A 25,297-nucleotide genomic window follows, 5' to 3' on the forward strand; every position below is an offset into this window, starting at 1 on the left:
GGGGGGGGGGCTCGTCCCGGGTGGGGGGGGGGGGGGCGGGGGGGGCGCCGCCGCCCCCCCCCCCGACCGGGGCGCGGGAGGAGGTCGCCAGGGCCTAGGGAACCGGGCGGAGGGTGACCGGTCTGGGGGTGAGGGCGCGCAGCACCAGGTCGATCCGGATCCTGGCGGCCCCGGCGCGCTGGAGGGCGGCGGCGACCGCCCGCAGTTCCTCGGGGCCGGTGCAGGCGAGGCGGAGCTCCAGGTCGGCGTCGCCGGCGAGGGAGAGTCCGCCCTGGACGGCCGGGTGTTCGGCCGCCAGCCGGTCGAAGTCGAGCGGGACCGGCCCGTAGCTGACCCGGGCGAGCGCGTGCAGCGCCCGGGCCGGCTCGGGTGGTTCCGGTTCGGGGTCAGGATCCTCGGGGACCAGTTGGAGGGCGGTCACCGGTGCTGGAGCTGTGCGGTCGGGGCGGGGGCGAGCGGGGTGGCGGGTGCGGTGACGGGCGGGGCGACCAGGCGCGGGTCGAGGACGAGGGTGTCGATGCCGAGGGGGGCGGTGAGCGCGCGCAGGGCGGGTTCACCGAATTCGGTGAAGGCCTGGTCCGGCCCGAAGAGGGCGGCGAGCGACTCGGGGCTGGAGAAGCCGACGGCGCAGCGGCGGCCGTCGCGCAGGCGGAAGAGGCGGAGGGCGGTGGTGGTGCCGGTACTGGAGACGGTGACCGGAACGTGCCAGACGACGCGGGCCATGCGAGTGCTCCCGGGTGGGGTGGTGGTGCCTGCCGGAACTGCTGCTTCGACGCTAGGCCGGGTTCCGCCGGGCGTCGCCGGTCCTGACGCGGCGTTGACCGAATGAGGTGGTGCGTTGACGCACCCCTGACGGTCGGTTCACCCGAGTGGACTAAACCACTCCCTATCATTACGTAAACATCCCTATCGGATGGTATGTTTCCTGCGGATGAGGACGTTCGAGAGGATGGTCGCAGGTGGCGCAGTACTACTCGGTGGAACAGGTGGCCGAACTGCTCGGCCTGCACGTGCGCACCGTCCGCGGCTACATCCGCGACGGCCGGCTCGCCGCGACCAGGATCGGCAAGCAGTACCGGATCGCCCGTGCGGACCTGGAGGCCTTCACCGGTGCCCCGGCCGCCCCGCCCGCACCCGTGCCCGGTGCCGGCCCGCGGCGCGCCGAGGTGTCCGCCGTCGTCCGGATCGAGAACGTCGACCGGGTCGCCGCCGACCGGCTGTCCAACGCCGTGCTGGCCGCGATCGCCGGCCCGCGCGAGGGCGGCTGGCCACTGCACGTCGAGACCGTCCACGACGAGGAGCGGGAGACCCTGCGGCTCGTCGTCCTCGGCGATCCGGCCGACACCGCCGCGCTGCTCGGCATCGTCCACACGATGACCTCGTCCATGCACTGAGGCCTCGTCCAGGCGCTGACGCCGGCCGCGCCGGATGGCGTCGGTCACACCGGATCCACATCGGATCCACAGCGAACCCACATCGACCAGGGAGAACGGCAATGTCCGAGCAGTACGGCACGACGGTCCTGCGGCTGCCCGCCGAGGGCGCGCCGATCCGCGAGGAGCAGGACGCCATGGACGTGATCGGCGACGCGTTCGGCCGCGGCGCCTCCTGGGTGGTCGTCCCCGTCGCCCGGCTGCACCCGGACTTCTTCACACTGCGCACCCGGGTCGCCGGCGGCATCGTGCAGAAATTCGTCAACTACCGCGTCGGCCTGGTGGTCCTCGGAGACATCGCCGACCACGTCGCGGCGAGCGACCCGCTGCGCGACTTCGTCCGGGAGAGCAACCGCGGCCGACAGCTCTGGTTCCTCGCCGACGAGACGGAGCTGGCGGCCAGGTTCGCCGAGGTCTGAGCGTTCTCCGCTTGCCCCGCACCCGCCCCGGGACCACGGTGGAGCTGACCGTCGGCGCGCCCCCGGGGCACCCGGCGCACGCTCCGGGGCGGGGGGAGGTGGAGCTAGGGGGCCGTGACGAGATATCTTGACGTCAAGACGTTGGAGACGTGAAGCGGAGTACCGATGACTGACTCGACCATCATCTATACGCACACCGACGAGGCTCCGGCCCTGGCGACCTACTCGTTCCTGCCGGTTGTCCAGGCATACGCCTCGACGGCGGGTGTGCGCGTGGAGACCCGCGACATCTCCCTGGCCGGGCGGATCATCGCGAGCTTCCCGGAGCGTCTCGCCGAGGGCCAGCGGATCGAGGACGCCCTCGCCGAGCTGGGCGACCTCGCCAAGACCCCGGGCGCCAACATCATCAAGCTGCCGAACATCTCGGCGTCCATCCCGCAGCTGAAGGCCGCCGTCGCCGAGCTGCAGGCGCAGGGCTACGCGCTCCCGGACTACCCGGACGACCCGCAGACCGACGAGGACAAGGACGTCCGCGCCCGTTACGACAAGGTCAAGGGCAGCGCCGTCAACCCCGTCCTGCGCGAGGGCAACTCGGACCGCCGCGCCCCGGGCTCGGTGAAGAACTACGCCAAGACCCACCCGCACCGCATGGGCGCCTGGTCGGCCGACTCCGAGACCAACGTCGCCACCATGGGCGAGAACGACTTCCGCTCCACCGAGAAGTCCGCCGTGATCGCCGCCGACGGCGCGCTGCGCATCGAGCTGGTCGCCGAGGACGGCAGCGCCACCGTGCTGCGCGAGCGCGTCCCGGTGCTGGCCGGCGAGGTCGTCGACGCCTCGGTGATGCGCGTCGCAGCCCTGCGCGAGTTCCTGACCGCCCAGGTCGAGCGCGCCAAGGCCGAGGGCGTGCTGTTCTCGGTCCACCTCAAGGCCACCATGATGAAGGTCTCCGACCCGATCATCTTCGGCCACGTCGTCCGCGCCTTCTTCCCGAAGACCTTCGCCAAGTACGGCGAGGTGCTGGTCGCCGCCGGTCTGGACCCGAACAACGGCCTCGGCGGCATCCTCAACGGCCTGGACGGCGTGCCGCACCTGGGCGCGGAGATCAAGGCCTCGTTCGAGGCCGAGCTCGCCGAGGGCCCGGCCCTGGCGATGGTCGACTCGGACAAGGGCATCACCAACCTGCACGTCCCGAGCGACGTCATCGTCGACGCCTCGATGCCGGCCATGATCCGCACCTCCGGCCACATGTGGGGCCCGGACGGCCAGGAGGCCGACACCCTCGCCGTGCTGCCCGACAGCAGCTACTCCGGCGTGTACCAGGCCGTCATCGACGACTGCCGCGCCCACGGCGCCCTGGACCCGGCCACCATCGGCTCCGTCCCGAACGTCGGTCTGATGGCCCAGAAGGCCGAGGAGTACGGCAGCCACGACAAGACCTTCGAGATCGCCGCGGCCGGCACCGTCCGCCTCGTCGACGCCGAGGGCAACGTGGTGCTGGAGCAGGCCGTCCAGCCGGGCGACATCTTCCGTGCCTGCCAGACCAAGGACCTGCCGATCCAGGACTGGGTCAAGCTGGCCGTCACCCGCGCCCGCGCCACCGGCGACCCGGCGGTGTTCTGGCTGGACGAGAACCGCGCCCACGACGCCGTCCTGATCGAGAAGGTCAAGAAGTACCTGCCGGAGCACGACACCACCGGCCTGCAGATCGAGATCAAGTCCCCGGTCGAGGCCACCACGTTCTCGCTGGAGCGCATCCGCCGCGGTGAGGACACCATCTCGGTGACCGGCAACGTGCTGCGCGACTACCTGACCGACCTGTTCCCGATCCTGGAGCTGGGCACCAGCGCCAAGATGCTGTCGGTCGTCCCGCTGATGGCGGGCGGCGGCCTGTTCGAGACCGGTGCCGGCGGCTCCGCCCCGAAGCACGTCCAGCAGCTGGTCAAGGAGAACTACCTGCGCTGGGACAGCCTCGGCGAGTTCTTCGCCCTGGCCGCCAGCTTCGAGCACCTGGCCACCAGCACCGACAACGCCCGCGCCCAGGTGCTGGCCGACACCCTGGACCGCGCCACCGGCACCTTCCTCAACGAGGACAAGTCGCCGAGCCGCCGCCTCGGCGGCATCGACAACCGCGGCAGCCACTTCTACCTGGCCCTGTACTGGGCCCAGGAGCTGGCCCGGCAGACCGCCGACGCCGAGCTGGCCCAGGCGTTCGAGGGCCTGGCCAAGGCGCTCGGCGAGCAGGAGACGACCATCGTCGACGAGCTGATCGCCGTGCAGGGCTCGCCGGTCGACCTCGGCGGCTACTACCAGCCGGACCCGGCCAAGGCCGCGGCGGTGATGCGCCCGTCCAAGACCTTCAACGAGGCGCTCGCCAACCTCGCCTGATCCCAGGGGAGTCGAAGCACCGGGAGGCTCCCGGGTCCGGTACCGGACCCGGGAGCCTCCCGGCTTTCCGGGCGGCCTCCGCGGCGCTGCGGCGCCAGTGCGGAGGAAGATCATCAACGGTTCGTCAGGGAGCCGTCAAGATCACGGGTGGTGCCGGTGAGCGGCCCTAGCATCCGGAGGACCGTTCTCCGCCGCGGATCCGCAGGCGGACGCCACCTCGCCGAATGATCGGGGCACTTCAGCATGCGCGCTTCCTCCCGCCGGACGGCCAGGGCCACCCAACGGGCCGTCGCCGGAACCCTGTTGGCGGCCCTGGCCTCGACCGGCCTGATGGCCGTGCCGCAGCAGGCCTCGGCGGCGACCGACTGCCCGGGCATCGAGCCGGGCGTCGGCGGGCCCGCCAACATCGGCAACGGCAACTGCTACAGCGCGCTGATCAGTTCCATCGGCGCCATGATCGGGGGCTTCCGCAGCGCGGCCCTCACCGCGCAGGCCGACAACGCGGCGTTCACCCAGGGGATGGCCGGCCAACTGAGCGCCGCCGCACCGGGGTTCAACGTGATGGTGTTCAAGTACGACGGCACCGACCTGTACGACACCCTCTGGTTCCGCAACGTCTACGAGGCGGACATGCGCGGGGTGCTGATCGACCAGACCGTCAAGCTGGAGCACCACGACAGCGAGGGCGGCCCGACCGGCTACGACGACTTCCGGATCTGGGTCTTCGCGGGCGAGTCGACCTTCACCAACAAGGGCGACGGCGGCTACGGGAACTGGGCCTTCGTCGGCAGCGACTCGGACCGGACCGTGACCACCTCCCGGTCCTGCGTGCTGATCCGCTGCTACGACAGCAAGCGGATCATCCACTTCCCGGCCCGCGAGATCCCGGCCGACATCGCGGGGACCCCCGGCACCCCGGGCGTTCCCGTCACTCCCGGCATCCCCGGTACGGTGCCGGGCGTCGGCACCGGTGGGACCGCCACCCCGGGCGTCCCGGCCAAGCCCGGTACGGTGCCGGGCGTCAATACGGGCGGGACCGCCACCCCGGGTGTCCCGGCCAAGCCCGGTACGGTGCCGGGCGTGGGCACCGGCGGGACCGCCACTCCCGGTGTGCCCGCGCACCAGGGCGGCGGTGGCGGCGGTGACGCCGTGACCGGGCTGCTGTACCCGAAGGTGAAGACCGGCCGGGGCCCGGTGGCCACCGGGGCTGCCTCCGGCCCCTCGATCCTCGCCGGCACCAGCGGCCCCAAGAACACCGGCTGGCAGTTCACCGCGCTGGGCAACGGCCGCTACAAGATCACCAGCGCCGTGTCCGGCCTCGCGCTGACCGAGAACACCAAGGGCTACGTCGCCGACGCCAAGCCGTGGACCGGCGCCGACGAGCAGAAGTGGCAGCTCGTCGCGCAGGGCGACGGCCAGTACCGGATCCGGATCACCGACCAGGACTGCCTGACCTACGACGAGGACGCCAAGGCCCTGGGCGTCTGGACGTGCGACAGCGGCTGGAACCAGCAGTGGAGGCTCCAGTAGCAGCCGCCGGGCCCGGGACCTAGCCGAGGAGGGCCCCGGTGCCCGTGAGGAGCAGGAGGGCGGCGGCGTTGGCGCGCGGGTACGCGAGTGCCGTGCCGACCGCCTCCCGCAGCAGTGCGTACGGGCCGTGGGCGAGCAGTCCGTCCGCGCCGACCACCCGGCCGGGGGCGCCGGCCCGGCGGGCGGCGAGCGCGGTGCGGGCGGTGTGGAAGCCGCTGGTGACGACCGTGCACCGGTAGCCGGGCCGTTCGGCGGCCATCAGCGCCGCGCTGAAACGCAGGTTCTCGACGGTGTTCACGGCCCGTTCCTCGCGCCGGATCCGGTCGGCCGGGACGCCCCGGGCGGTCAGGTAGCGGGCCATCGCGGCGGCCTCGGTGCACTCCTCGTGCGGGCCCTTCCCGCCGGTGACCAGGAGCAGCGGCGCGTGCCCGGCGGCCTCCTCGGCGGCGAAACGTTCCAGCGCGGCGTCCAGCCGGGCCGCCAGCGGCGGGGCGGGCTCGCAGCCGTCCAGGGCGGCGCCGAGGACCACCAGGTAGTCCGCCCCGGCGGGGGCGGGGCGGCGCCCCTGCCGCAGCGCGCAGCCGAGGAAGCCGAGCAGCCAGAGCAGGACGTACCCGCCGAGCAGGACGGCGACGATCAGCAGAACGTGCATACCGTCCGAACGTATACGGCGGAACCCCCGTTCCACAGGGGGACGGGGGTTCCGTGGTGCAGGCGGCGGCGGGCTCAGCCGACGTCGGCCGCCGGGGTGACGGGGGTGACGGGGGTGACAGCGGCAGCGGGGGAGGCCGGGGCGGCGGGGGCCGCCGGGCCCGGGCCGCGCTTGTGCAGCGAGGCCAGGTAGGCGTTGTACGCCTCCAGCTCGGCGTCGCCGCTGCGCTCCTCGGCGCGGTCGCTGCGGCGGGCCTGCCGCTGTTCGGAACGCATCCACTGGTACACCAGCGCGATCAGCACGATCGCGGTCGGGATCTCGCCGAACGCCCAGGTGATGCCGCCGGCCAGCTTCTGGTCCTCCAGGAGGTCGGTGCCCGGCGGCGAGCCCTCCACGGTGAAGGTGGTGACCAGCGGGTGGCTGGCCATCATCACGGCCACGCCGAAGAAGGCGTGGAACGGCATGCCCATGAACAGCTCGATGATCCGCATCACATGGCTGGGGCGGTGCGGGCCCGGGTCCACGCCCATGATCGGCCAGAAGAAGGTCAGACCGGTGAGGAGGAAGTGCACCATCATGAAGATGTGCCCGGCGCGGTACTGCATCAGGAAGTCGAACAACGGGGTGAAGTAGACCCCGTACAGGCTCGCGATGAACATCGGGATGGTGAAGGCCGGGTGCGAGATCACCCGGACGTACCGGCTGTGCAGCAGCGCCACCAGCAGCTCGCGCGGCCCGCGCGGGCGGCCCCGGCCGGCCGGCCGCAGGGCGCGCAGCGCCAGCGTGATCGGGGCGCCCAGCAGCAGGAGGATCGGCGTCAGCATGGACAGCACCATGTGCTGGATCATGTGTGCGCTGAACAGCACCATGCCGTAGTCGTTCAGCCCGGTGCAGGTGACCAGGATCAGGCTGCCGACACCGGCCGCCCAGCCGACCATCCGGCCGACCGGCCAGCGGTCGCCGCGCCGGTGGAGCCGGACCACGCCCGCCGCGTACAGCGCCAGGGCGGCCAGGCCGCCCAGCAGGAACACCCAGTCGGGGGACCAGGTCCAGACGTTGGACAAGGTGAACGGGCCTAGCTGGGTCATCCCGCCGTGGTGGTGCATGCCTGACATTCCGTCGCCCATCGGGGGGCCCTGCTTTCCGTCCTGGTGGCCCCTGGAGGGGGTCCGGTTCGCCCGTTTTGCTTGGCCTACAGCCTAGGTGGGCCTTACCTCGGGCCGTGCCCCGCCCCCTCCGTACGGGTGGCCGCCGGGCGGGTGGCGGCTGGATAGACTGACCGGCCGGTCGACGGCGACACGCCGATACGGCGACACGGGACACGCCGAGACGGCGACACGGTGGGACGGCGAGGGGTGCGGCATGGCGGCGGGACGGCGGCACCCGGAGCGCACCACGGTCGCGCTGACCGGGGCGACCGGCTTCATAGGCTCCGCGGTGCTGGCCGCCCTGACCGCCCGCGGCGCGCGGGTGCGCGCGCTGGCCCGCGCAGTGCCGGACGGGCGCGGCCCGGCCGTCTGGGTGCCGGGCGACCTCGCCGACGGGGCGGCGCTGGCCGTGCTCTGCGAGGGTGCCGACGTCCTGCTCCACCTGGCCTCCCGGGTCTCCGGGGGCGCCGAGGAGTGCGCGGCGGTGAACGTGCACGGCACCGAGGCGGTGACGGCCGCCGCGACCCGGGCCGGGGTGCGCCGGATCGTCCACCTGTCGACGACCGCGGTGTACGGCGAGGGGCCGCACTCCGGCATCGGGGTCGACGAGGTGCCGGCCGCCCCGGTCTCCGAGGCCAGCCGGACCAGGCTGCTCGGCGAACGCGTCGCGCTGGCGGCCGGCGCCGTCGTGCTGCGGCCCGGCCTGGTGACCGGGACGGGCGACCGCTGGGTGGTTCCCGCGCTGGCCGAACTGGTCCGCCGGGTGCCGGTGCCCTGGGCGGGCGGGAACGCCAGGCTCTCCGTGGTGGACCGCGCCGACCTGGCCCGGCTGATCGCCGCGCTCGCCCTGGACGACCACGCCGTCCCGCCCGGCGTCCAGCACGCGAGCCACCCCGACCCGGTCCGGGCCGGCGACCTGCTCGCCGCCCTGGCCGGCCTCGGCCTGCTGCCCGCCCTGCCCGGCGCGGACGGCCCGGACGGCGCGGACGGCGCGGATGGCCCGGACGGCCCGGGCGCCTCGTGGGACGAATGCCGGCGTCTGCTCGCCGCCACCCCGGGCCGCGTCTCCGAGCGGCAGTTCTCCCTGATCGCCCGCGACCACTGGTACCGGGGGGACGACGTCTGGCGTCTCGCCGCCTGCCCGCCCGGCCCCGGCCCCCTCGCCCGGCTGCCCGCCGCCGCCCCCTGGTACCGCCAGGCGCTGGGGCTCGCCGCACCGGCGTAGGACGAAACGCCGGTGCGGCGCGCCGGTTCAGGCGCCGTGCCGTCGGTCGGGCGCTGTGCCGACGGTCAGGGCCGCGCCGTCGGTCAGCTGGTGCCGGGGTCGCTGGTGCCGGGGCGGCCGTTCTCCAGGTGGCCGGCCCAGCGGCGGCGGAAGGTCGGGCCGTCGGTGGCGGCGACGGTGATGTCGTACCAGCGGCTGTCGGGGCGTATGTCGAAGGTGAACTGGGCCGAGGCGCCGCGCCGGATGCTGCGGCTCTGCTGCGAGCCCTTGGCGTAGGCGTTGGTGACGGTCACCGTCCGGGCGGCCGGCCCGTTGTTGGTGATCTTGACGCGCACCTTGGACTTCTGCGGGTCGAACAGCGCGACCAGTTCGGTCCGGGCGCTGCCCTCGAACTCGTACACCGACCCGTTCGGGCCGTGGGCGGCGAGGTGGTAGTCGCCGGAGGCGGAGTGCGGCCAGAAGTCGCCGAGGGTGTCGCCGCCGGAGATGGTGTAGCGGCGGGGGGCGGCCTTCGGCGCGGTCCGGTCGTAGATGTAGAGCCAGGCGCCCGCTTCGCCCCGGTTCTCCAGATCCAGCTGGAACCGCCCGGGGGTGTCCGTCTCCTCCTCGTTGACCACCAGGTCGTACGGGAGGGCGCGGGCCGGCCGGACGCCGGGCTCCTGGGTGGGCATCCGCTGGGGCAGCGGCACCTGGTACGGCTTGCCCTGCGAGGCGATCGGAGCGGGCACCGGGATCGAGACCGGCCGCGGGTCGGCGCCGGAGAAGTCGAGCGCCGAGGTGAGGTCGCCGCAGACCGACCGGCGCCAGGCGCTGATGTTGGGCTCCTCGATGCCGAACCGGGCCTCCAGGAACCGCAGGACGGAGGTGTGGTCGAAGGTCTCCGAACAGACCCAGCCGCCGCGCGACCACGGGGAGATGACCAGCATCGGCACGCGCGGGCCGAGGCCGATCGGCTGGAGGCCGCCCGGGTCGGCGCCGGGGACCAGCGGACCCATCTCGCCCGGGTGCTTGCCGAGGTCGAGCAGTTCGTCGCGCAGGCTCGCCCTCAGGTCGGCGGAGACGATGCCCTGGCCGCCCGGGCCGCTGACGACCGGCGGCATCGGCGGGACGACGTGGTCGAACAGGCCGTCGTTCTCGTCGTAGTTGATGAGGAAGACCGTCCTGCCCCAGACCTCGGGGTTGGAGGTGAGCGCGTCCAGCACGAGGTTGATGTAGTACGCGCCGTCGGTGGGCGTCGCGGACGGGTGCTCGCTGTACTTGTACGGCGGGACGATCCAGGAGACCTGCGGCAGCCGGCCCTGCTGGACGTCGGCGCGGAACTCCTTCAGCGTGTGGTCGGTGGCGCCCTTGTCCACCAGGGGGCCCGACGCGCCCTCGGCGACCTGGTACCGCTCGAAGAACATCAGCGAGTTGTCGGTGTAGTTGTCCGTGGGGGTGCCCGGCTCGCCGGAGCCGCCCTGGTACAGCTTCCAGCTGACGCCGGCCTTCTCCAGGCGCTCGGGGTAGGTGGTCCAGGTGTAGCCGTTGGTGTTGTTGCGCTCCTCCAGGCCGGGGCCGTTGGGCTTGCGGCCGTACACGTTGCGCGGGTCGCTGGTGCCGGTCCACAGGTAGATGCGGTTGGGCGCGGTGTCGGCGTGGACGGAGCAGAAGTACGAGTCGCAGAGGGTGAAGGCGTCGGCCAGGGCGAAGTGGTACGCCAGGTCCTGGCGCTTGAGGTGGCCCATCGTCATGACGTCCTGCTTCTGGTTCACCCACTGGTCGTGGCGCCCCTCGTTCCAGGCGAGGTGGCCGCTGCTCCAGCCGTGGTCGGTGCCGGCCTGGTACTCGGTGGTGTTCCTGGGGTCGATGTACCAGGGCAGCACCTCCTGCTCGGAGGCGGGCAGACCGCGGTCGTGGTAGCGGCCGGTCTTCACGGCGGCGGCGGGTTGGTGCCAGTTCGGCCGGCCGTCGGGCAGCAGCGTGGGGCGCGGGTCGTCGAACCCGCGCACGCCGCGCAGGGTGCCGAAGTAGTGGTCGAAGGAACGGTTCTCCTGCATCAGGACGACGACGTGTTCGACGTCCTCGATCGAGCGGGTCCGGCCGATCGCGGGCAGTGCCAGGGCCTTGCTGACCGCGGGCGGGAACGCGCCGAGGCCTGCGGCGGCTGCGGATGCGCCGCTCAGCTGGAGGAATCGGCGCCGGTCGATGGAGGCCACGTGGTGTCCTTCCTTCTCGGGGTACAGGGGGGTGCCAAGAAGGTTCGAACATAGGTGCCGCAGCCAGGCCGTACGAGGTCCCCCAGCGAACGCCGCATGAGTTTTCAGCCAATTCCTGTCTAGCCAACTTCCCCGGACCCACCGGCGGCGGGCCCGGAAACCCGCATGCGTCGCCCCGCACCGTTCTGCGAGCATGACCGCATGGTCCACCGTCTCGAACCCATCGTCGTCCGGCACACCCATCGCCTCCCCGCCCCCTCCCGGCCGGGCGCTCCGGCGGGGCAAGGCGCTGTCGTGGCGCGGCAGTTCGACGCCGCGCTGATGTCCGTGGGCTTCAAGCTCTCGGCGGACCTGCTGGAGTACCTGTCGGGGCTGCCCGAGGCGACGGTCGTCGACACCGCCGCCCGCACCCTGGGCACCGTCCGCGAGTCGGTGGGCGACCACGTCGGGCACAACGCCTACTTCATCGACTTCCCGCTCAACGTGCCGGACACCTTCGAGTTCTGGACGCACTGCATCGCCGGGGCGCTCGCCGACGACGCGTCGCGAGGCAGTGTGCTCGCCCAACTGCGCACCGGCGTGGTCGACCTGCTGACCCTCCCGTCCTACGGCCGCTACCAGCACAGCTACGCAGAACTGCTCGCCGCCCACGACGAGCTGATCGCAGCTGCGGGCGACCGCATGACGGTCCTGCACCTGGGCGGCGCCCTGGAGGAGGAGGTGACGGCCCTCTACCTGGCCCTGGCCGGCAGCACCACGCCGCTGGGCGAGGAGGGCCTGCGCGACCTCGGCGTGCTCGCCGGGCACTGCGTCGCCGGTCCGCAGCCAGAGGCGATCCCGGTCCGGGAGAACCGCGCCGTCGTCAACCTCGCCCGCCTCCAGGCCGGCGCCGACCTCCTCCTGGACACCGTCACCGACGTGCTCCGGCTGGCCTGCGCACTGTCCGACGGCGACGTGACCCTGGCGGAACCGACCCGGTTCCGGGCGCTGTCCCGACCGGCCCGCCGTGCCCTGCTGGCCGGCCTCGACGCCGTGGTGGGCGCCAACCCCGCCAAGCTCGCCGACGTCAGCGGGCACCGCGAGGCGTTCAAGCGCCTCGGTGAGCGCCTCCACCCGCACGAGTACCCGCGCTGGCCGCGCGCCGCCGAGGTGTTCGCCGTGGCCCGGGGCGAGGTGACGGCCCGCTCCCTCACCAGCCGCGTCGAGGAACTCCTCGGCGCCGGCGACGTCACCGGCGCGGTACGGCTGCTGGCCGCCGCCCCGGGCATGCTGTTCCGCTCCCTGGACCGTCTGCTGCGCGCGGGCCGCACCCCGGAGGAACGCGACACCGTCGTGGCCGCCGTCGAGCAGGCCGCCCCGCTGGTCTCCGGCCGGGTCCTGCTGTCGGTCCGCGAACACCTCCACAACCGCACCGGGGAAGCGGACGGGCGCCGCCTCTTCGTCAACCGCCTCGGCCGCGCCTGGGTCACCACCGACACCCGACCGCCCCTGCCGGCACCCGAACGCGACCGCCTGCTCGCCGCCCTGGACGCCGAGACGAGCCGCCGCCTCCCCGACCCCGGGCACCTGCTGATCGACCCCGACGTACTCGACGTCGCACTCCCGCTCAGCGGCAAGGCCACCACCGCCGGACTCGGCGTACTGCCCCGCGGTTCCCTCACCCCGGTCGACGGCGAACTGCTGCGCTTCTTCGTCTACTGGAAGCAGACCGGTCACAGCACCGACTTCGACCTGTCCGCCCTGATGCTCGACGACTCCTACGAGACGCTCGGCTGGCTCTCCTACACCTCGCTCAGCCAGGTCGAGGGCGAGCACTCCGGAGACGTCACCGACGCCCCCGACGGCGGCTCCGAGTTCATCAACCTGCGCCTGGGCGCCGTACGCGGCAGCGCCATCGTCCCGCAGGTCAACATCTTCTCCGGTGAGGGCTTCGAGGAGGTCGAGGAGTCCTTCTTCGGCTTCATGCTGCGCGACGCCGAACAGCAGGGCCGCCCCTTCGAACCGCGCACCGTCCGGATGAAGTCGGACCTGCGCGGCCCGGGCAGGGTCGCCCTGCCGCTGGCCTTCCTGCGCGGGGACGACGGCCGCTGGCACGCCAAGTGGCTGCACCTGTACCTGAAGGGCAACCCGAACGCCAACCGGGTCGAGGGGAACCGGATGTCGGTCGCCACGCTGCTGCGGGGCATCGTCGGGCGTGACCACCTGACGGTCCGCCATCTGACCGAGCTGATGGGCGAGCGTGCCACCGCCACCACGCTGTGGGACGGCACGTCGCTCCCGGCCGGCCCGGTCACGTACATCGGTCTGGAACGCCCGGAGGGCCTGCACCCGGACTCCGTCGTCATCACCCCGGAAAACCTGCGTGACCTGATCCCCGCCTGACTGCTAGCGTTGGCCCCGGCGAGGCCATGAACGGGCTTCCTTCTCACACCACCTGACATAGCCCGTTCGCTTTCCTCGCCCTCGACCACCCGCCGGGGTGCCACAAGGCACCCCGGCGTCGTCGTTTCCCCGTGGTCCACCTCCTCGGCCGGCGTTGTTCCGCCCCAGGCCGGGTGGGTCCGTGCCGTCCCGTCGGTCCGCTCGGTATGACCGTGATCACATCAATTCCGTTGTGCCGTGGTCCGGCCCCCATCGCGTCTGAGTTCGGGGGTCTGTGCCCACGAGCGAATCGGAGACCGGACTGTGCGTGCTGACCAAGGTGGCGGGGCGGAGAAGGAGAAGCCCGGAGGGGAGGCCGGAGGGGAGGAGCCCGGAGGGCGGCGGTGGATCGACTACCCGCGCAGAGGGCGGCGCGGAGTCCGCCGCTGGCTCCCGTCCTGGCGGCAGCTGCTCCTGGTGGCGGGGGCCGGGGCCGCGGTGCTGACGGGGTGGCTGACCTGGTTCTACGTCACCACCCACGTCCCGGAGGACCTGAACGCCTTCGCCACCCAGCAGAACAACGTCTACTTCTGGGCGGACGGCACCGAGATGGCACGGATCGGCGAGACCAACCGGCAGGAGGTGCCGCTCGACCAGGTGCCGGAGTCGGTGCAGTGGGCCGTACTGGCCGCCGAGAACGAGACCTTCTACTCGGACCCGGGGATCTCCTTCACGGGCATCGGCCGCGCGGTCTACCAGATGGTCTCGGGCGGTGAGACCCAGGGCGGCTCGACCATCACCCAGCAGTACGTCAAGAACAACTACCTGAACCAGCGTCAGGACTTCTCGCGCAAGCTCAGCGAGATCGTCATCGCGATCAAGCTGGACCGGCGGATGGGCAAACCGGACATCCTGGCCGGCTATCTGAACACCAGTTGGTTCGGGCGCGGCAGCTACGGCATCGAACGGGCCGCGGCCGCGTACTACGGCAAGGACGTCTCGCAGCTCAACCCGAGCGAAGGGGCCTTCCTCGCCGCCCTGTTGAAGGGGGCCGGGCAGTTCGATCCGGGGATCAGCGCGAACAACCACCGGCGGGCCGAGGAGCGGTGGTCCTGGATCCTGGACCGGATGGTGAAGGTCGGCAGGCTCTCCGCCGCCGAGCGCGCCCGGTACACGGTGTTCCCCGAGCCCAGGACCCAGCCGAAGGCGGCGGGGCTGAGCGGCCAGGTCGGGTACCTGGTGGACATGGCCAGGACCTACGTGGAGGGCCACAGCGACATCACGCAGGCCCAGTTCGACCTCGGCGGCCACCAGATCTTCACCACCTTCGACAAGCCGAAGGTCAACGCGCTGGCCGCCGCGGTGCGGGACGCCACCAAGGGGATCGACCCCGACAGCCGCGAGGCCGACCGGTTACTGAAGGTCGGTGCCGCCTCGGTGGCCCCGGACGGGAGGATCGTCGCGCTCTACGGCGGAACCGACTACCTGAAACAGGGCTTCGACAACGCCAACACCTCCACGGTGCCGGTCGGTTCGGCCTTCACCCCGCTGGTCTACGCAGCGGGCCTGAGCGAGGGCGTGCAGCGCAAGCGGGGCGGCAGCCGCACCCCGGTGACGCCCGCCACCACCTACGACGGCGACGACGGCGTGAACGTGATGACCCCGGAGGGGCCGTACTGGGGGCGTAACGGGCGGATAGCGAAGACCGCCAACGACGGCAAGCGGAGCTGGGGGACGGTCACCCTGAGGAGCGCGGTGGAGCAGTCCGTCAACGGGCCGATGATGCAGCTCGCCATGGACGTCGGCCTGGACCGGGTGCAGAAGACCGCCGCCGACCTGGGCCTGCTCCCGGGCAGCATGGGGGAGTTGGTGCCGGCCTTCGGCGTCGGGAACTCCACACCGAGCGCGATCAGGACCGCCGACGCCTACGCCGCCTTCGCCGCCGGAGGCAGCCACACGGACCCGTACTCCGTCCTGCGGATCACCCGGAACGGCGAGCCGCTCGGGCTGCGCCTGCCGACCGCCGTACAGGCGCTGACCCCGCAGGTCGCGGGGGAGGTGGACGCGGCGCTCAAGAGCGCGGTCCGCACCGGGAGCGCCAGGTCGGTGGCGGAGGCCGGGCCGGACCTGGCCGGGAAGCCGGGAACGACTCCGGACCGCACGGCGGGGTGGTTCGTCGGCTACGACGCGCGGATGTCCACGGCCGTCACGGTCTTCCGGGCGGACCTGAAGGACATGAAGCTGCTCTCACTGGAGGGGTTGGGCGGCGCCGCCCCGGACACCCCGGACTCCGCGCTGCCCACCCAGATCTGGACCTCGTACATGAAGGCGGCCGGTGGCCCGGGAGGCGCGAGCGGCCGGTAGGGCCTGGGGCGCCGGTAGGTCCTGGGGCCGGTGGGGCCGGGCGGCCGCGGGGCGTGGTGTCACGGCCCCGCGGCCGTCCGGGCCTGGTCACTTGACCAGGCGGGACCAGTCGGCCGGCTGCCCCGGGTCCAGCGCGCGCAACTGGTCGAGCACTTTGGGGTCCTGGGCGTCCAGCCAGTCGGCGACCTGGCGGAAGGACACGCAGCGGACGCCCTCCCGGGTGCAGACGCTCTTCATCACGTCCTCGATGGCCTGCATATAGATGCCGCCGTTCCAGCTCTCGAAGTGGTTCCCGATGAAGAGCGGGGCCCGGCTGCCGTTGTAGACCCGTTCGAAGCCGTTGAGGTAGCCGTTGCGGGTCTCCTTCTCCCACGCGTCGTACTTCTTCGGATCGCCCTTGGTGGTGTCCTCGGACTGGTTGGCGAGGAAGTTGTAGTCCATCGAGAGGACCTGGGTCGATTTGCCCGGGTAGGGCAGCAGTTGGAGCGGGAAGTTCCAGATGCCGCCCTTCTTGCCGGGCCAGACCTGGAACTCACCCGGTGAGCTGGCGTCGTACCGGAAGCCGGCCGCCTTCTCGGCCGCGAGCAGGTTCTTCTGGCCCTGCAGGCAGGGGGCGCGGCCGCCGACCGCCTCCTTGGTGTAGTCGAAGGGCAGCGGCGGGAGGTTCTTGAAGCCGGTGTTGGTCTTCCAGTTGGTGACGAAGGAGATCGCCTGGTCGAGCTCGCTCTTCCACTCCTCGGTGCTCCAGTCGTCGCCGCCCTTGGAGTCGCAGAAGTGCCCGTTGAAGTGGGTGCCGATCTCGTTCCCGTCCTGCCAGGCCAGGCGCAGTTGCTCCAGGGTGTCCTTGATGTGGGCGTCGGTGGCGAAGTCGATGGCGGAGGCGCCGGCGTCGTGCTGCGGCGGGTGGTAGAGCGTGCGTTTGGACTTGGGCAGGGTGTAGATGCCGCTGAGGAAGAACGTCATCTGGGCGTTGTTCTCCGTGCCCAGCTTGCGGAAGCGCGAGAACTGTTCGTCGTCGCCCTCCAGCGCGCCGTCCCAGGAGAACACCACGAACTGCGGCGGCTTCTCACCGGGCTTCAGCTTCTCGGGCCGGGGTTGTCTGGGCTGCGGGCCGGTGTCGGAGGTGGAGCCGTCGCCGAGCACCTTGACCTGGCCGTCCCAGGTCGGCGTGGCGCTGGGGGTCGGGGTGGCACCGGGGCTGCTGGGGCTGTCGGAGGGTGTGCCGCTCGGGTCGGGTGTGCTCTCCGGAGCGGCGCCGGCGGTGGCCGGTCTGCCCTTCGAGTCGGGGCCTCCCGTGCCCAGGCCGAGGGCCACGACGACCCCCGTTGCCAGCAGGACAGCCACGCCACGAGCAGGCCGCACCGTTCCTCCGTTTCTCCGACCTGCCGTCAAATGCTGGTCAGATAGTCATACGTATGGTGCGAACATCAGAACACCTTGATCGACAATGTGTCGAGGCTTGCATGGGACGGGAGTTGGGAGATAGGTGTGCGACCGGAGGCCGGTCGCGCCCCGGGTGGGTGCGGCCGGCCTCCGGTCGGGCGGGCTCAGCGGCCCGCGTAGACGTCCTCGACGTAGCGGCGCTCGTCGATCAGGCCCTGGAGCCAGGCCTGGGCCCGGCCTTCGTCGGCGCCGGGGGTCCGGCTCCGGTAGAGCTCGCGGAAGGCGGCGCGGACACCCGGGGCCATCCGGGCGCCGTCGCCGCACACGTAGACCTCGGCGCCGGCGGCGAGCAGGCTCCAGACCTCCGCGCCCTCGGCGGCGATGCGGTCCTGGACGAAGCGCCGACCGTCGACGGGCTGTTCGCTGAAGACCGGGCGCATCGAGACGGCGCCGGCCTGCTCGGCGGCGAGCAGTTCGTCGCGGTGCAGGTAGTCGGCGTCGGGCGCGTCGCAGCCGAAGTAGAGCAGGGCCGGGGCGAGTTCGGTGGCCCTGTCCTTGGCCTCGTCGGTGGCGGCGGCCTTGTCGGCGGTGGCGGTGGCGAGCAGGGCGCGGCGGTCGGCGACCGCGCCGCGGAACGGCGCCAGGCCGGTGCCGGCCGCGATCATGATCACCGGGGCGCGGTGGCCGATCCGGAACGTCTCGCGGCACGGCTGGAGGCGCGCCAGCACGGTGTCCCCGACGGCCACCCGGTCGAGGTAGCCGGAGCCGACGCCCCGGAAGGAGCCCCGGCCGGAGCGGGCCGGGGCGTCGAGCACGGAGACCATCAGGTCCACGTGGCGCGGGGCGCTGGTCGGCGAGGTGGAGATGGAGTACATCCGGGGTCGGATCGGCGGCAGCAGTTCCAGCAGCACCGGCCAGGTCAGGACCTCCCGCAGGGCCGGGTGGTCCTCGACCAGCTCCAGCAGCGTCCGCGGGTCGTCCTCGGGCAGCGCCCGCAGCGCGGCCTGCTCGGGCGGGCACGGGTTGAGGTCGGCCAGCGTCGCGCGCTGGGCGGCGCTCGGGCGGTCCTGCAACTCGACGTGGTGGGTAAGCAGTTCGCGGACCGTCAGCGGCCGGTCCACGGCCAGGATGGTGCGCCGGTTCGCCACGATGCCGAGCAGGGTGTCCGCGTCGGCGCCCAACACCTTGGCGGCGCGCTCGACCAGGGCCGGGTCGTTGGCCGGCAGCACCGAGACGTGGTCCGCGGTGCGGTAGTCGACGCCCTCCGGCAGGGCCAGCCGGACCAGGCGCTTGACCCGGGGGTAGGCGGGGTCGGTGAGGCTGCCGACCGCCGTGACGGTCAGCCCGATCACGCGGCGCTTCGCGGCCAGGGCGTCCAGCGGGCCGCCGGCCAGCTCGGTCACGGTGTACGTCTCCAGGGCGGCGGCCTCGGCGGGAGCGGGCGCGGTGCCGGTGCCGGGGGCGACGACGGGTGCAGCGGCGTCGCCGTACCGCTCCAGCAGGGCCCGGCTCAGCGCCGTGGTGAACTCCGCCACCTTCCCGGCCAGATCGCCGGAGGCGTCGGCCGCGCCCCGGGCGAGCAGCCGGGTGCCGCCGAGGGCGGCGAGGCCCTCGTCGATCAGCGTCGGCACGCGCTGGTACGTGGCGGCGTACGTCCGGTCGCCGATGCCGAGCACCGCGTACCGGACGTCCTTCGCGAACCCGGCGGTGCCCTGGCTGCTGGCGCCCGCGCCTTCGCCGCCCTCGGCCTGTTCGGCCTGCTCGGTCGCCGTCCGGAGCCGGCGGACGAACTCCGCCGCGTCGTCCGTCGGCTGCCCGTTGTACGAGGCGGCGGTGATCACCACCGGCCGGTCGGTGGGCAGCCCGTCCGCGTAGGCGTCCAGCGGGGCGACGGCGGTGTCGCAGCCGAGCGCGGCCGCCGCGTCGGCCAGCTGCCGGGTGAACTCGCGGCAGGCGCCGTAGTTGGAGCCGTGCAGGAGCAGCAGGCCGGTGCCCTGGCGGACCCGCCCGGGCAGGTCGGCGGCGCGGACGGGTGCGTCCGCCACCGCCGGGGGCGTGGCCGTGCGCGGGGCGAGGGCGAGGGTGAAGTCGTCGGGCTTGATGGTGAGCGTCTGCTTGATGGTCAGCTGGTAGTCGGCGTGGTCGATCAGCCGGTAGCGGTGGACCAGCATGCCGAGCAGCATGGTCGCCTCGTGCAGCGCGAACTGCCGCCCGATGCAGGCGCGTTCGCCGGTGCCGAAGGGCTTGAAGGCGTGCGGTGAGCGGGCCGCCTCCGGCTCGGGGTCGAAGCGGGAGGGGTCGAACAGCTCCGGGTTGTCGCCCCAGACGGGGTCGCGGTGCAGCATCATCGTGGCCACCAGGACCGGCTCCCCGGCGCGGACCGGGATCCGGCCGCCGAGCAGGGTGTCCGCGCGGGCCTCCCGGCTGAACGCGGGGGCGGTCGGCCACAGTCGCAGCGCCTCGTTGAGCACCTGCCGGGTGTACCGGAGCCGGCCGATGTCCTCGTACGAGGGCTCCGGATCGGCCTGGTCGCCCCAGAGCGCGTCCACCTCGCGCTGGACCTCGCGGAGCACGGCGGGGTGCTTGACGAGGTAGTACAGGGCGAAGGAGAGCGCGCCCGAGGTGGTCTCGTGGCCGGCGATCAGGAAGGTGATCACCTGGTTGCGGATGTTCTCGGCGTCCAGTCTGCTGCCGTCGGCGGGGTGCACGGCGTCGAGCATCAGGCCCAGCAGGTCCTCGGCCGGGCCCTGTTCGGGGCTGCCGGCGCGGGCGGCGATCACCTCGTCCACCACCGAGGCCAGGTACCGGGCGTCGCCCCGGGCGGCCTCGTCGGGCTCGTTGTGGTCGAGTTCCGGGTCGCGCAGGAGCTTGTTCATCGCCCAGTTCAGGGAGCGGACCATCGCCTCGACGAAGGGGTGCGGCTCCTCCCGGTCGAAGGAGCCGAAGTCGAAGCCGAAACCGGCCAGCCCGATGGTGTCCAGGGTCATCCGGGTCATGTCGCCGGGCACGTCCACGACCAGCCCGGCGGCCGACCGGCCGTCCCAGGACTCGATCAGGCGGCGGGCCACCCGCAGCATCACGGGGTGGTAGGTGCGCATCGAGCCGAGCGCGAAGGCGGGCATCAGGATGTCGTGCGCCCTGGCCCAGTTCGGCTCCGCGTTGTACGCCGTGAACAGGCCGTCCCCGGTGAACTCGCGGACGTTCTCCAGGGCCGGTCCGATCGACTTGGTGAACCGCTCCTCGTCGGCCAGCTCCTCGACCAGGTCCAGGCCGCTGACGATCAGGGTGTCCCGCCCGTGCAGGCGCTGGACGAAGGCCGGGGCGTGCCGCCGGGCCAGTTCCATGGTGCGCAGCAAGGGGGCGGCGATCGGCGGCGCCGACGAGATGTCGACCAGCGGCACCCCGGCGGGGCTCTGCCGGGGCACCAGGGTCCCGGGCGGGAGCCCGGCTCCAGCCGGATTCGTAGCCTCGGCTGCCGCCGGGGTCATCGTCTCGGTCATGGGTTGTCGCCTTCCGTGGCAGGAGAAACCTCGTCGTCCTCCACTCTCGCCCGAACAGGGCAGGAACCCGGGCCCGAGGACTACATGTTTGTGCAGTAGCGGCGGTCGCGGAAGACTTGTCAACGGACCGTCAGGTCTGCTGCACGCGCAAGTTGTACACGGGAGGGGCCGGGATGAGACTGACCGACTGCGAGTCGACGGCGGAGAGCTGGCAGGACCTCGCCGTCATCTGGCGCAACCGGACGCTGCGGTTGCTCGACCACGTGCCGGTGGCGCTGGCGGTGTGCGAGTTCAGCGGCCGGATCATGATCGTCAACCGGGCGATGGCCGCCGAATTCGGCCTGCTGCCCGGGCAGTTGCGCAACCGGAAGATCCTGGAGTTCTTCACCCTCCGGGACAGCGCCACCATACCGGCGCTCGCCGAGGCCGTCCGCCTGCACCGCCGCTCGCAGTACCCGGCGCCGGTCTCCTGGTCGGCCGCCGACGGCACCGAGCGGAGCGGCGAGATGACCGTCGCCCTGGTCGGCGACACCCCGGAGGACGCCCCGAACCTGCTGCTCTCGCTGCCGGTCCGCACCGGGCCCGCCGGCCCGCCGGCCGCCCCCCGCCCCGAGGTGAGCCCGATCGAGGCCCGGATCCTCGCCGCCGCCGCCCGCGGCGCCACCACGGCCCAGATCGGCCGGGAGATCGGCCTCACCCCGGACGGCGTCAACTACCACCTCGCCCGGCTCACCCGCCGCTGGCAGCTGCCCAACCGCACCGCACTGGTCGCCCGCGCCTACGCCACCGGCGTCCTGGCCGCCGGCGCCTGGCCGCCGGAGCCGGCCCCCCGACCATGACGGGGGCGGCTCGCGGGGGAGGCCGGCGGGCTGGGCTGCGCGGGCTGGGTTGCACGGGGCTGGGCCGTTCGGTGATTTAGTTATATGCTCACAATGATTTCAACAATACAAATACTTGTGGAGCCCCTACCATGCCGGACGCCGCCCCACGACGGCCCTGGCTCGTGCTCGCCATCTGCTGCATGAGCCTGCTGATCGTCAGCCTCGACAACACGATCCTGAACGTCGCCCTGCCCGCCATCCAGCGCGACCTGCACACCTCGGTGTCCGGGCTGCAATGGACGGTCGACGCCTACACGCTGGTGCTGGCCAGCCTGTTGATGCTCTCCGGCTCCACCGCCGACCGGGTGGGCCGCCGCCGGGTCTTCCAGATCGGGCTGGTGGTCTTCACCGCGGCGTCGCTGCTGTGCAGCCTGGCCCCCGGGCTCGGCTGGCTCGTCGCCGCACGGATGCTCCAGGCGGTGGGCGGATCGATGCTGAACCCCGTCGCCATGTCGATCATCAGCAACACCTTCACCGACTCCCGGCAGCGTGCCCGCGCCATCGGCGTGTGGAGCGGCGTCGTGGGCATCAGCATGGCCGCCGGACCGATCGTCGGCGGCGCCCTGGTCGAGTCGGCCGGCTGGCGGGCCGTCTTCTGGATCAACGTGCCGATCGGCCTGGCCGCGCTGTTCCTGACCCGCAGGTACGTGCCGGAATCACGGGCGCCGCGGCCCCGCCGGGTCGATCCGGTCGGCCAGGTGCTCGTCATCGTCCTGCTCACCGCGCTCACGTACGCGATCATCGAGTCGCCGGAGCGCGGCTGGACCTCGCCGCTCGTCGTCGGCTGCGCGGCGGCGGCGCTGGGCGCGCTGCTGGGCCTGCTGTGGTACGAGCCCAGGCGCGCCGACCCGCTGATCGAGCTGCGGTTCTTCCGGTCCGCGCCGTTCGCGGGCGCCACCGTGATCGCGGTCGCCGCCTTCGCCTCCCTGGGCGGGTTCCTGTTCGTCAGCTCCCTCTACCTGCAGAACGTGCGCGGGCTCACCCCGCTGCACGCCGGTCTGTTCATGCTGCCGATGGCGGTGATGGCGCTGCTGACCGCGCCGGTGTCCGGCCGCATGGTCGCCTCCCGGGGTCCGCGCATCCCCCTGCTCCTCGCCGGGGCGGCCCTGTGCGCGAGCGCCGTGCTCCAGGCGCTCACCTACTCCGAGCACCTTCCGACGGCCGTGCTGGTCGTCGCGTACCTGCTCTTCGGCACCGGCTTCGGCCTGGTCAACGCGCCCATCACCAACACCGCCGTTTCGGGCATGCCCCGTTCGCAGGCCGGTGTCGCGGCCGCGGTGGCCTCCACCAGCCGGCAGATCGGCCAGTCCCTCGGCGTGGCCGTCGTCGGCGCCCTGATGGCGGGCGGGGCGTACGCGCACACGGCGGCCTTCACCGACGCCGGGCGGACGGCGTGGTGGATCATCGCAGGCTGCGGCGCCGTCGTGCTGGTCACGGGTACGCTCACTTCCGGCCGCTGGGCCCGGGAGGCGGCCCTGCGCACGGCGGAGCGGCTCGCCGCCGAGGAGACGCCTGAGGCGCCTGAGACGCCGGAGGCGCCGGGGGCGAGGGAGATGAAGGAGACGGTGAACACCTGATGGACCGCCCGCACACCGGCGAGCACCACGAGGGGGACGAGGCCGCCACCAGTACGGCGACCAGGGTCTGGCAGGGGCTGAACGTGCTCGTCCTGGAGCGCTACGACCGCCGCAAGACCGTCGCCGAAGCCCTCGGCATGAGCTTCAGCCGGGTCAGGGCGCTGCGCCGCCTCGGCGCCGACCCGATCACCCTGCGGGACCTGGCCGAGCGGCTGGGCAGCGACCCGCCCTACACCACCGTCATCGTCGACGACCTGGTGCGGCGCGGCCTCGCCGAACGCGTCACCAATCCCGCCGATCGCCGGTCCAAGCTGGTCCATCTGACCGAGGAGGGCCAGACGAAGGCCGCCCTCGCCGCCAGGATCCTCACCACCCCGCCCGACGACCTGCTCGCCCTGCCCCCGGAGGACATCCAGGCGCTCGACCGCGTCCTGGCGAAGCTCCTGGACTGAACCCCCCCCGGCGGGTGCCGTCGTGGCCGCCGACGGGCTGTGAGGCCAGCGTGAAGGTCATGGGTGGGGCCGGTGATCGGCCGTTGATCGGGCGTAGACGGCAAGCCTGCAGCATCTGGAACCGGAGGGGACCGGTTCGGAGGCCACAGCCTGACCACCGGGACCCACGCGGTCGGACCACGGACCGCGCGGGTGCCCAGCGCTGATGCCGCCACCGGTCCCGACCCCCATCAGGAGTCCGGACCACGAAGGGCAGACGAGGCATGGACGGCGGGCAGTGGGTGCAAGCGGTGAGGCCGGCGGCGGGCTTCGGCGAGCAGTTGAGGGTACGGCGCGAGCGGATCGGCCTGACCCAACAGTGCCTGGCCGATCACGCCACCCTGAGCGTGCGGGCGATCCGGGACATGGAGAGCGGCCGAGTCAGAAGGCCGCGGAACGAGACCGTCCGGCTGCTGGCGGACGCGCTGCGGCTGGAGGGCCGCAGCCGGACGGACTTCGAGGAGGCCGCCCGTCGGCACCCGCTCGCCGATGAGCCGGCGGCCGTGGCGCCGGTCGCCCCGCCGGTGGCGCGCGGGGCCATCGTCGGCCGGGAGATGGAGGCCGAGGTGCTGTCCGACGCCTTCGCCGTGCACGGGGACCGGCTGGTCTCGCTGGTGGGGCTCGGCGGGGTCGGCAAGACCCGGCTCGCCCTGGAGGTGGCCCGCCGCCTGCACCTGGCCGCCTGCTGGTCGGTGCGCTGGGTGGACTGCGCCGGCGACCCGGCCCCCTGGCACGGCCGGATGGACGACATCGTCCGGGACATCGGCGACCGGCCCGCCCTGCTGGTGCTGGACGGCGCCGACGGCGGGGTGGACGCCGGCCGGCTGGACGGGCTGTTCCACCACTGCCCCGGGCTGCGGGTGCTGATCACCGCCCGGGAGGCCTGGCCGCTGCCCGGCGGGCAGGTCGTCCCGCTCGCGCCGCTGCCCGTACCGGCCCCCGAACTCGACGTCGAGCCGGAGGCGTTGGCGCAGATCGGCGCCGTCCGGCTGCTGCTCTCGCACCTGCGCCGGCTGCGCCCCGGCTACACCCTGGAGCGCTCCGAGGCCCCCGCCGTGGCCGCGCTCTGCCGCCACCTGGACGGCCTGCCGGGGGCGTTGGAGCGCGCGGCGGGGTGGACGCTGGTGCAGTCCACCGCCCAGCTGCTGGCCCGGCTGTCGGTCGGCCCGTTCACGCTGGCGGCACCGCCGGTGGTGTACGGCACGCGCGGCGACGTCCGGGACGAGGTGGAGCCGGCGATCCAGCGGTTGACGGAGCGCCAGCGGGCCCTGCTGGACGTGCTCGTGGACGAGCCCGGCGACTGGTCGGGGGAGGACGCGGTGGTCCGCAGCGGCTGGGCGCCGCAGACCTGCCTGGCGACGGTGCACGAACTGCTGTCGCGCGGACTGATCCGCAGCGTGCCCGCCCGCGACGGGGTGCGCTTCACGGTGCTCAACGTGTGCCGCCGCCTCCTCCGGGAGGAGCCCGGGCACCGGTTCGCGCCGGCCGGGGACGTCCAGCTGCTCGCCGTCGCGGGCTGACCACGCGGCGGCCGGCCGGGTGTCGATACTGCCGCATCTTGCCCGCATCTTGCCGCACGAGCTGCCGGTCGCCGGGCCCGATCGTTCCTAGCGTTCTCCGTGGGGCTGGACCGCCGCGGAATACGCGCCGGAATTCCCGGGCCGCCGGCTGGGGCGTCGGCGGAATTCCATCGAGGATCGCTACCGACGAGGGCTGGATTGTGGAGCACGGAAATGCAAGAGAGAGCAGA

At 72.8% G+C, this 25,297-nt stretch carries 18 protein-coding genes; 11 read left to right on the top strand and 7 right to left on the bottom strand.

The features are described 5' to 3' along the window. Positions 1-94 precede the first annotated feature (94 nt). Together ACFVHI_RS26320 and ACFVHI_RS26325 are read right to left on the bottom strand one after the other, a co-directional pair. Entirely contained in the window at positions 95-421 is a 327-nt protein-coding gene (locus tag ACFVHI_RS26320; protein ID WP_063350300.1) for a hypothetical protein, read from the bottom strand. Beyond that, positions 418-723: an SAV_915 family protein gene (locus tag ACFVHI_RS26325; RefSeq protein ID WP_063350301.1), complete on the bottom strand. Its 306-nt coding sequence runs from the start codon at positions 721-723 to the stop codon at positions 418-420. Before ACFVHI_RS26325 ends, ACFVHI_RS26320 begins: the two co-directional genes overlap by 4 nt. A gap of 236 nt (positions 724-959) precedes the next feature. Between ACFVHI_RS26325 and ACFVHI_RS26330 the strand changes: the two genes are divergently transcribed. The 4 genes from ACFVHI_RS26330 (at position 960) to ACFVHI_RS26345 (ending at position 5,770) form a co-directional block, all read left to right on the top strand. Beyond that, a complete protein-coding gene (locus ACFVHI_RS26330) occupies positions 960-1,394 on the top strand; it encodes a helix-turn-helix domain-containing protein (protein WP_063350302.1) in 435 nt (144 codons plus the stop codon). Positions 1,395-1,495: 101 nt separating this feature from the next. Then, complete coding sequence (locus ACFVHI_RS26335; protein ID WP_063350303.1) at positions 1,496-1,852, top strand: DUF4180 domain-containing protein; 357 nt, start codon at positions 1,496-1,498, stop codon at positions 1,850-1,852. A 165-nt stretch (positions 1,853-2,017) separates the two neighbouring features. Then, a complete protein-coding gene (locus ACFVHI_RS26340) occupies positions 2,018-4,240 on the top strand; it encodes an NADP-dependent isocitrate dehydrogenase (RefSeq protein ID WP_380343340.1) in 2,223 nt (740 codons plus the stop codon). Positions 4,241-4,483: 243 nt separating this feature from the next. Continuing rightward, the gene (locus tag ACFVHI_RS26345; RefSeq protein ID WP_380343342.1) at positions 4,484-5,770 is read left to right on the top strand and encodes an RICIN domain-containing protein; all 1,287 of its coding nucleotides are present in this window, start codon (positions 4,484-4,486) and stop codon (positions 5,768-5,770) included. 19 nt (positions 5,771-5,789) lie between these two features. Here the strand turns inward: ACFVHI_RS26345 and ACFVHI_RS26350 are convergent, their stop codons facing one another. Together ACFVHI_RS26350 and ACFVHI_RS26355 are read right to left on the bottom strand one after the other, a co-directional pair. Next, positions 5,790-6,422, bottom strand: a complete 633-nt coding sequence (locus ACFVHI_RS26350; RefSeq protein WP_380343345.1) for a YdcF family protein — start codon at positions 6,420-6,422, stop codon at positions 5,790-5,792. A gap of 74 nt (positions 6,423-6,496) precedes the next feature. Continuing rightward, the gene (locus tag ACFVHI_RS26355) at positions 6,497-7,528 is read right to left on the bottom strand and encodes a cytochrome c oxidase assembly protein (RefSeq protein WP_380343348.1); all 1,032 of its coding nucleotides are present in this window, start codon (positions 7,526-7,528) and stop codon (positions 6,497-6,499) included. Between the two features lie 256 nt (positions 7,529-7,784). On the opposite strand from ACFVHI_RS26355, the gene ACFVHI_RS26360 reads away from it, so the two are divergent. Continuing rightward, positions 7,785-8,795 carry an NAD-dependent epimerase/dehydratase family protein gene (locus ACFVHI_RS26360; protein WP_380343351.1) on the top strand — a complete coding sequence of 337 codons (1,011 nt, stop codon included), beginning with the start codon at positions 7,785-7,787 and terminating at the stop codon, positions 8,793-8,795. Positions 8,796-8,878: 83 nt separating this feature from the next. Here ACFVHI_RS26360 and ACFVHI_RS26365 read toward each other — a convergent pair whose 3' ends face one another. Beyond that, on the bottom strand, positions 8,879-10,990 hold the full coding sequence (locus tag ACFVHI_RS26365; RefSeq protein WP_380343353.1) for a phosphocholine-specific phospholipase C: 2,112 nt from the start codon (positions 10,988-10,990) through the stop codon (positions 8,879-8,881). A gap of 201 nt (positions 10,991-11,191) precedes the next feature. On the opposite strand from ACFVHI_RS26365, the gene ACFVHI_RS26370 reads away from it, so the two are divergent. Then, on the top strand, positions 11,192-13,372 hold the full coding sequence (locus tag ACFVHI_RS26370) for a hypothetical protein (protein WP_380343356.1): 2,181 nt from the start codon (positions 11,192-11,194) through the stop codon (positions 13,370-13,372). A gap of 303 nt (positions 13,373-13,675) precedes the next feature. After that, positions 13,676-15,715, top strand: coding sequence for a transglycosylase domain-containing protein (locus tag ACFVHI_RS26375; protein ID WP_244293522.1), 2,040 nt, complete (start codon positions 13,676-13,678; stop codon positions 15,713-15,715). Positions 15,716-15,802: 87 nt separating this feature from the next. Here ACFVHI_RS26375 and ACFVHI_RS26380 read toward each other — a convergent pair whose 3' ends face one another. Beyond that, entirely contained in the window at positions 15,803-17,059 is a 1,257-nt protein-coding gene (locus ACFVHI_RS26380) for a hypothetical protein (protein WP_244293523.1), read from the bottom strand. 203 nt (positions 17,060-17,262) lie between these two features. Continuing rightward, on the bottom strand, positions 17,263-20,598 hold the full coding sequence (locus tag ACFVHI_RS26385; protein WP_380343360.1) for a cytochrome P450: 3,336 nt from the start codon (positions 20,596-20,598) through the stop codon (positions 17,263-17,265). 173 nt (positions 20,599-20,771) lie between these two features. On the opposite strand from ACFVHI_RS26385, the gene ACFVHI_RS26390 reads away from it, so the two are divergent. The 4 genes from ACFVHI_RS26390 (at position 20,772) to ACFVHI_RS26405 (ending at position 25,067) form a co-directional block, all read left to right on the top strand. Further along, a complete protein-coding gene (locus ACFVHI_RS26390; RefSeq protein ID WP_380343362.1) occupies positions 20,772-21,437 on the top strand; it encodes a LuxR C-terminal-related transcriptional regulator in 666 nt (221 codons plus the stop codon). Between the two features lie 131 nt (positions 21,438-21,568). Beyond that, positions 21,569-23,056 carry an MFS transporter gene (locus tag ACFVHI_RS26395; protein WP_380343365.1) on the top strand — a complete coding sequence of 496 codons (1,488 nt, stop codon included), beginning with the start codon at positions 21,569-21,571 and terminating at the stop codon, positions 23,054-23,056. Continuing rightward, positions 23,056-23,508: a MarR family winged helix-turn-helix transcriptional regulator gene (locus tag ACFVHI_RS26400; RefSeq protein ID WP_063350313.1), complete on the top strand. Its 453-nt coding sequence runs from the start codon at positions 23,056-23,058 to the stop codon at positions 23,506-23,508. Before ACFVHI_RS26395 ends, ACFVHI_RS26400 begins: the two co-directional genes overlap by 1 nt. A 263-nt stretch (positions 23,509-23,771) precedes the next feature. Next, positions 23,772-25,067, top strand: a complete 1,296-nt coding sequence (locus ACFVHI_RS26405) for a helix-turn-helix domain-containing protein (protein ID WP_079136076.1) — start codon at positions 23,772-23,774, stop codon at positions 25,065-25,067. Positions 25,068-25,297: the final 230 nt, after the last annotated feature.

It is taken from the genome of Kitasatospora sp. NPDC127121 (assembly GCF_042677305.1).
Lineage (GTDB): Bacteria > Actinomycetota > Actinomycetes > Streptomycetales > Streptomycetaceae > Kitasatospora.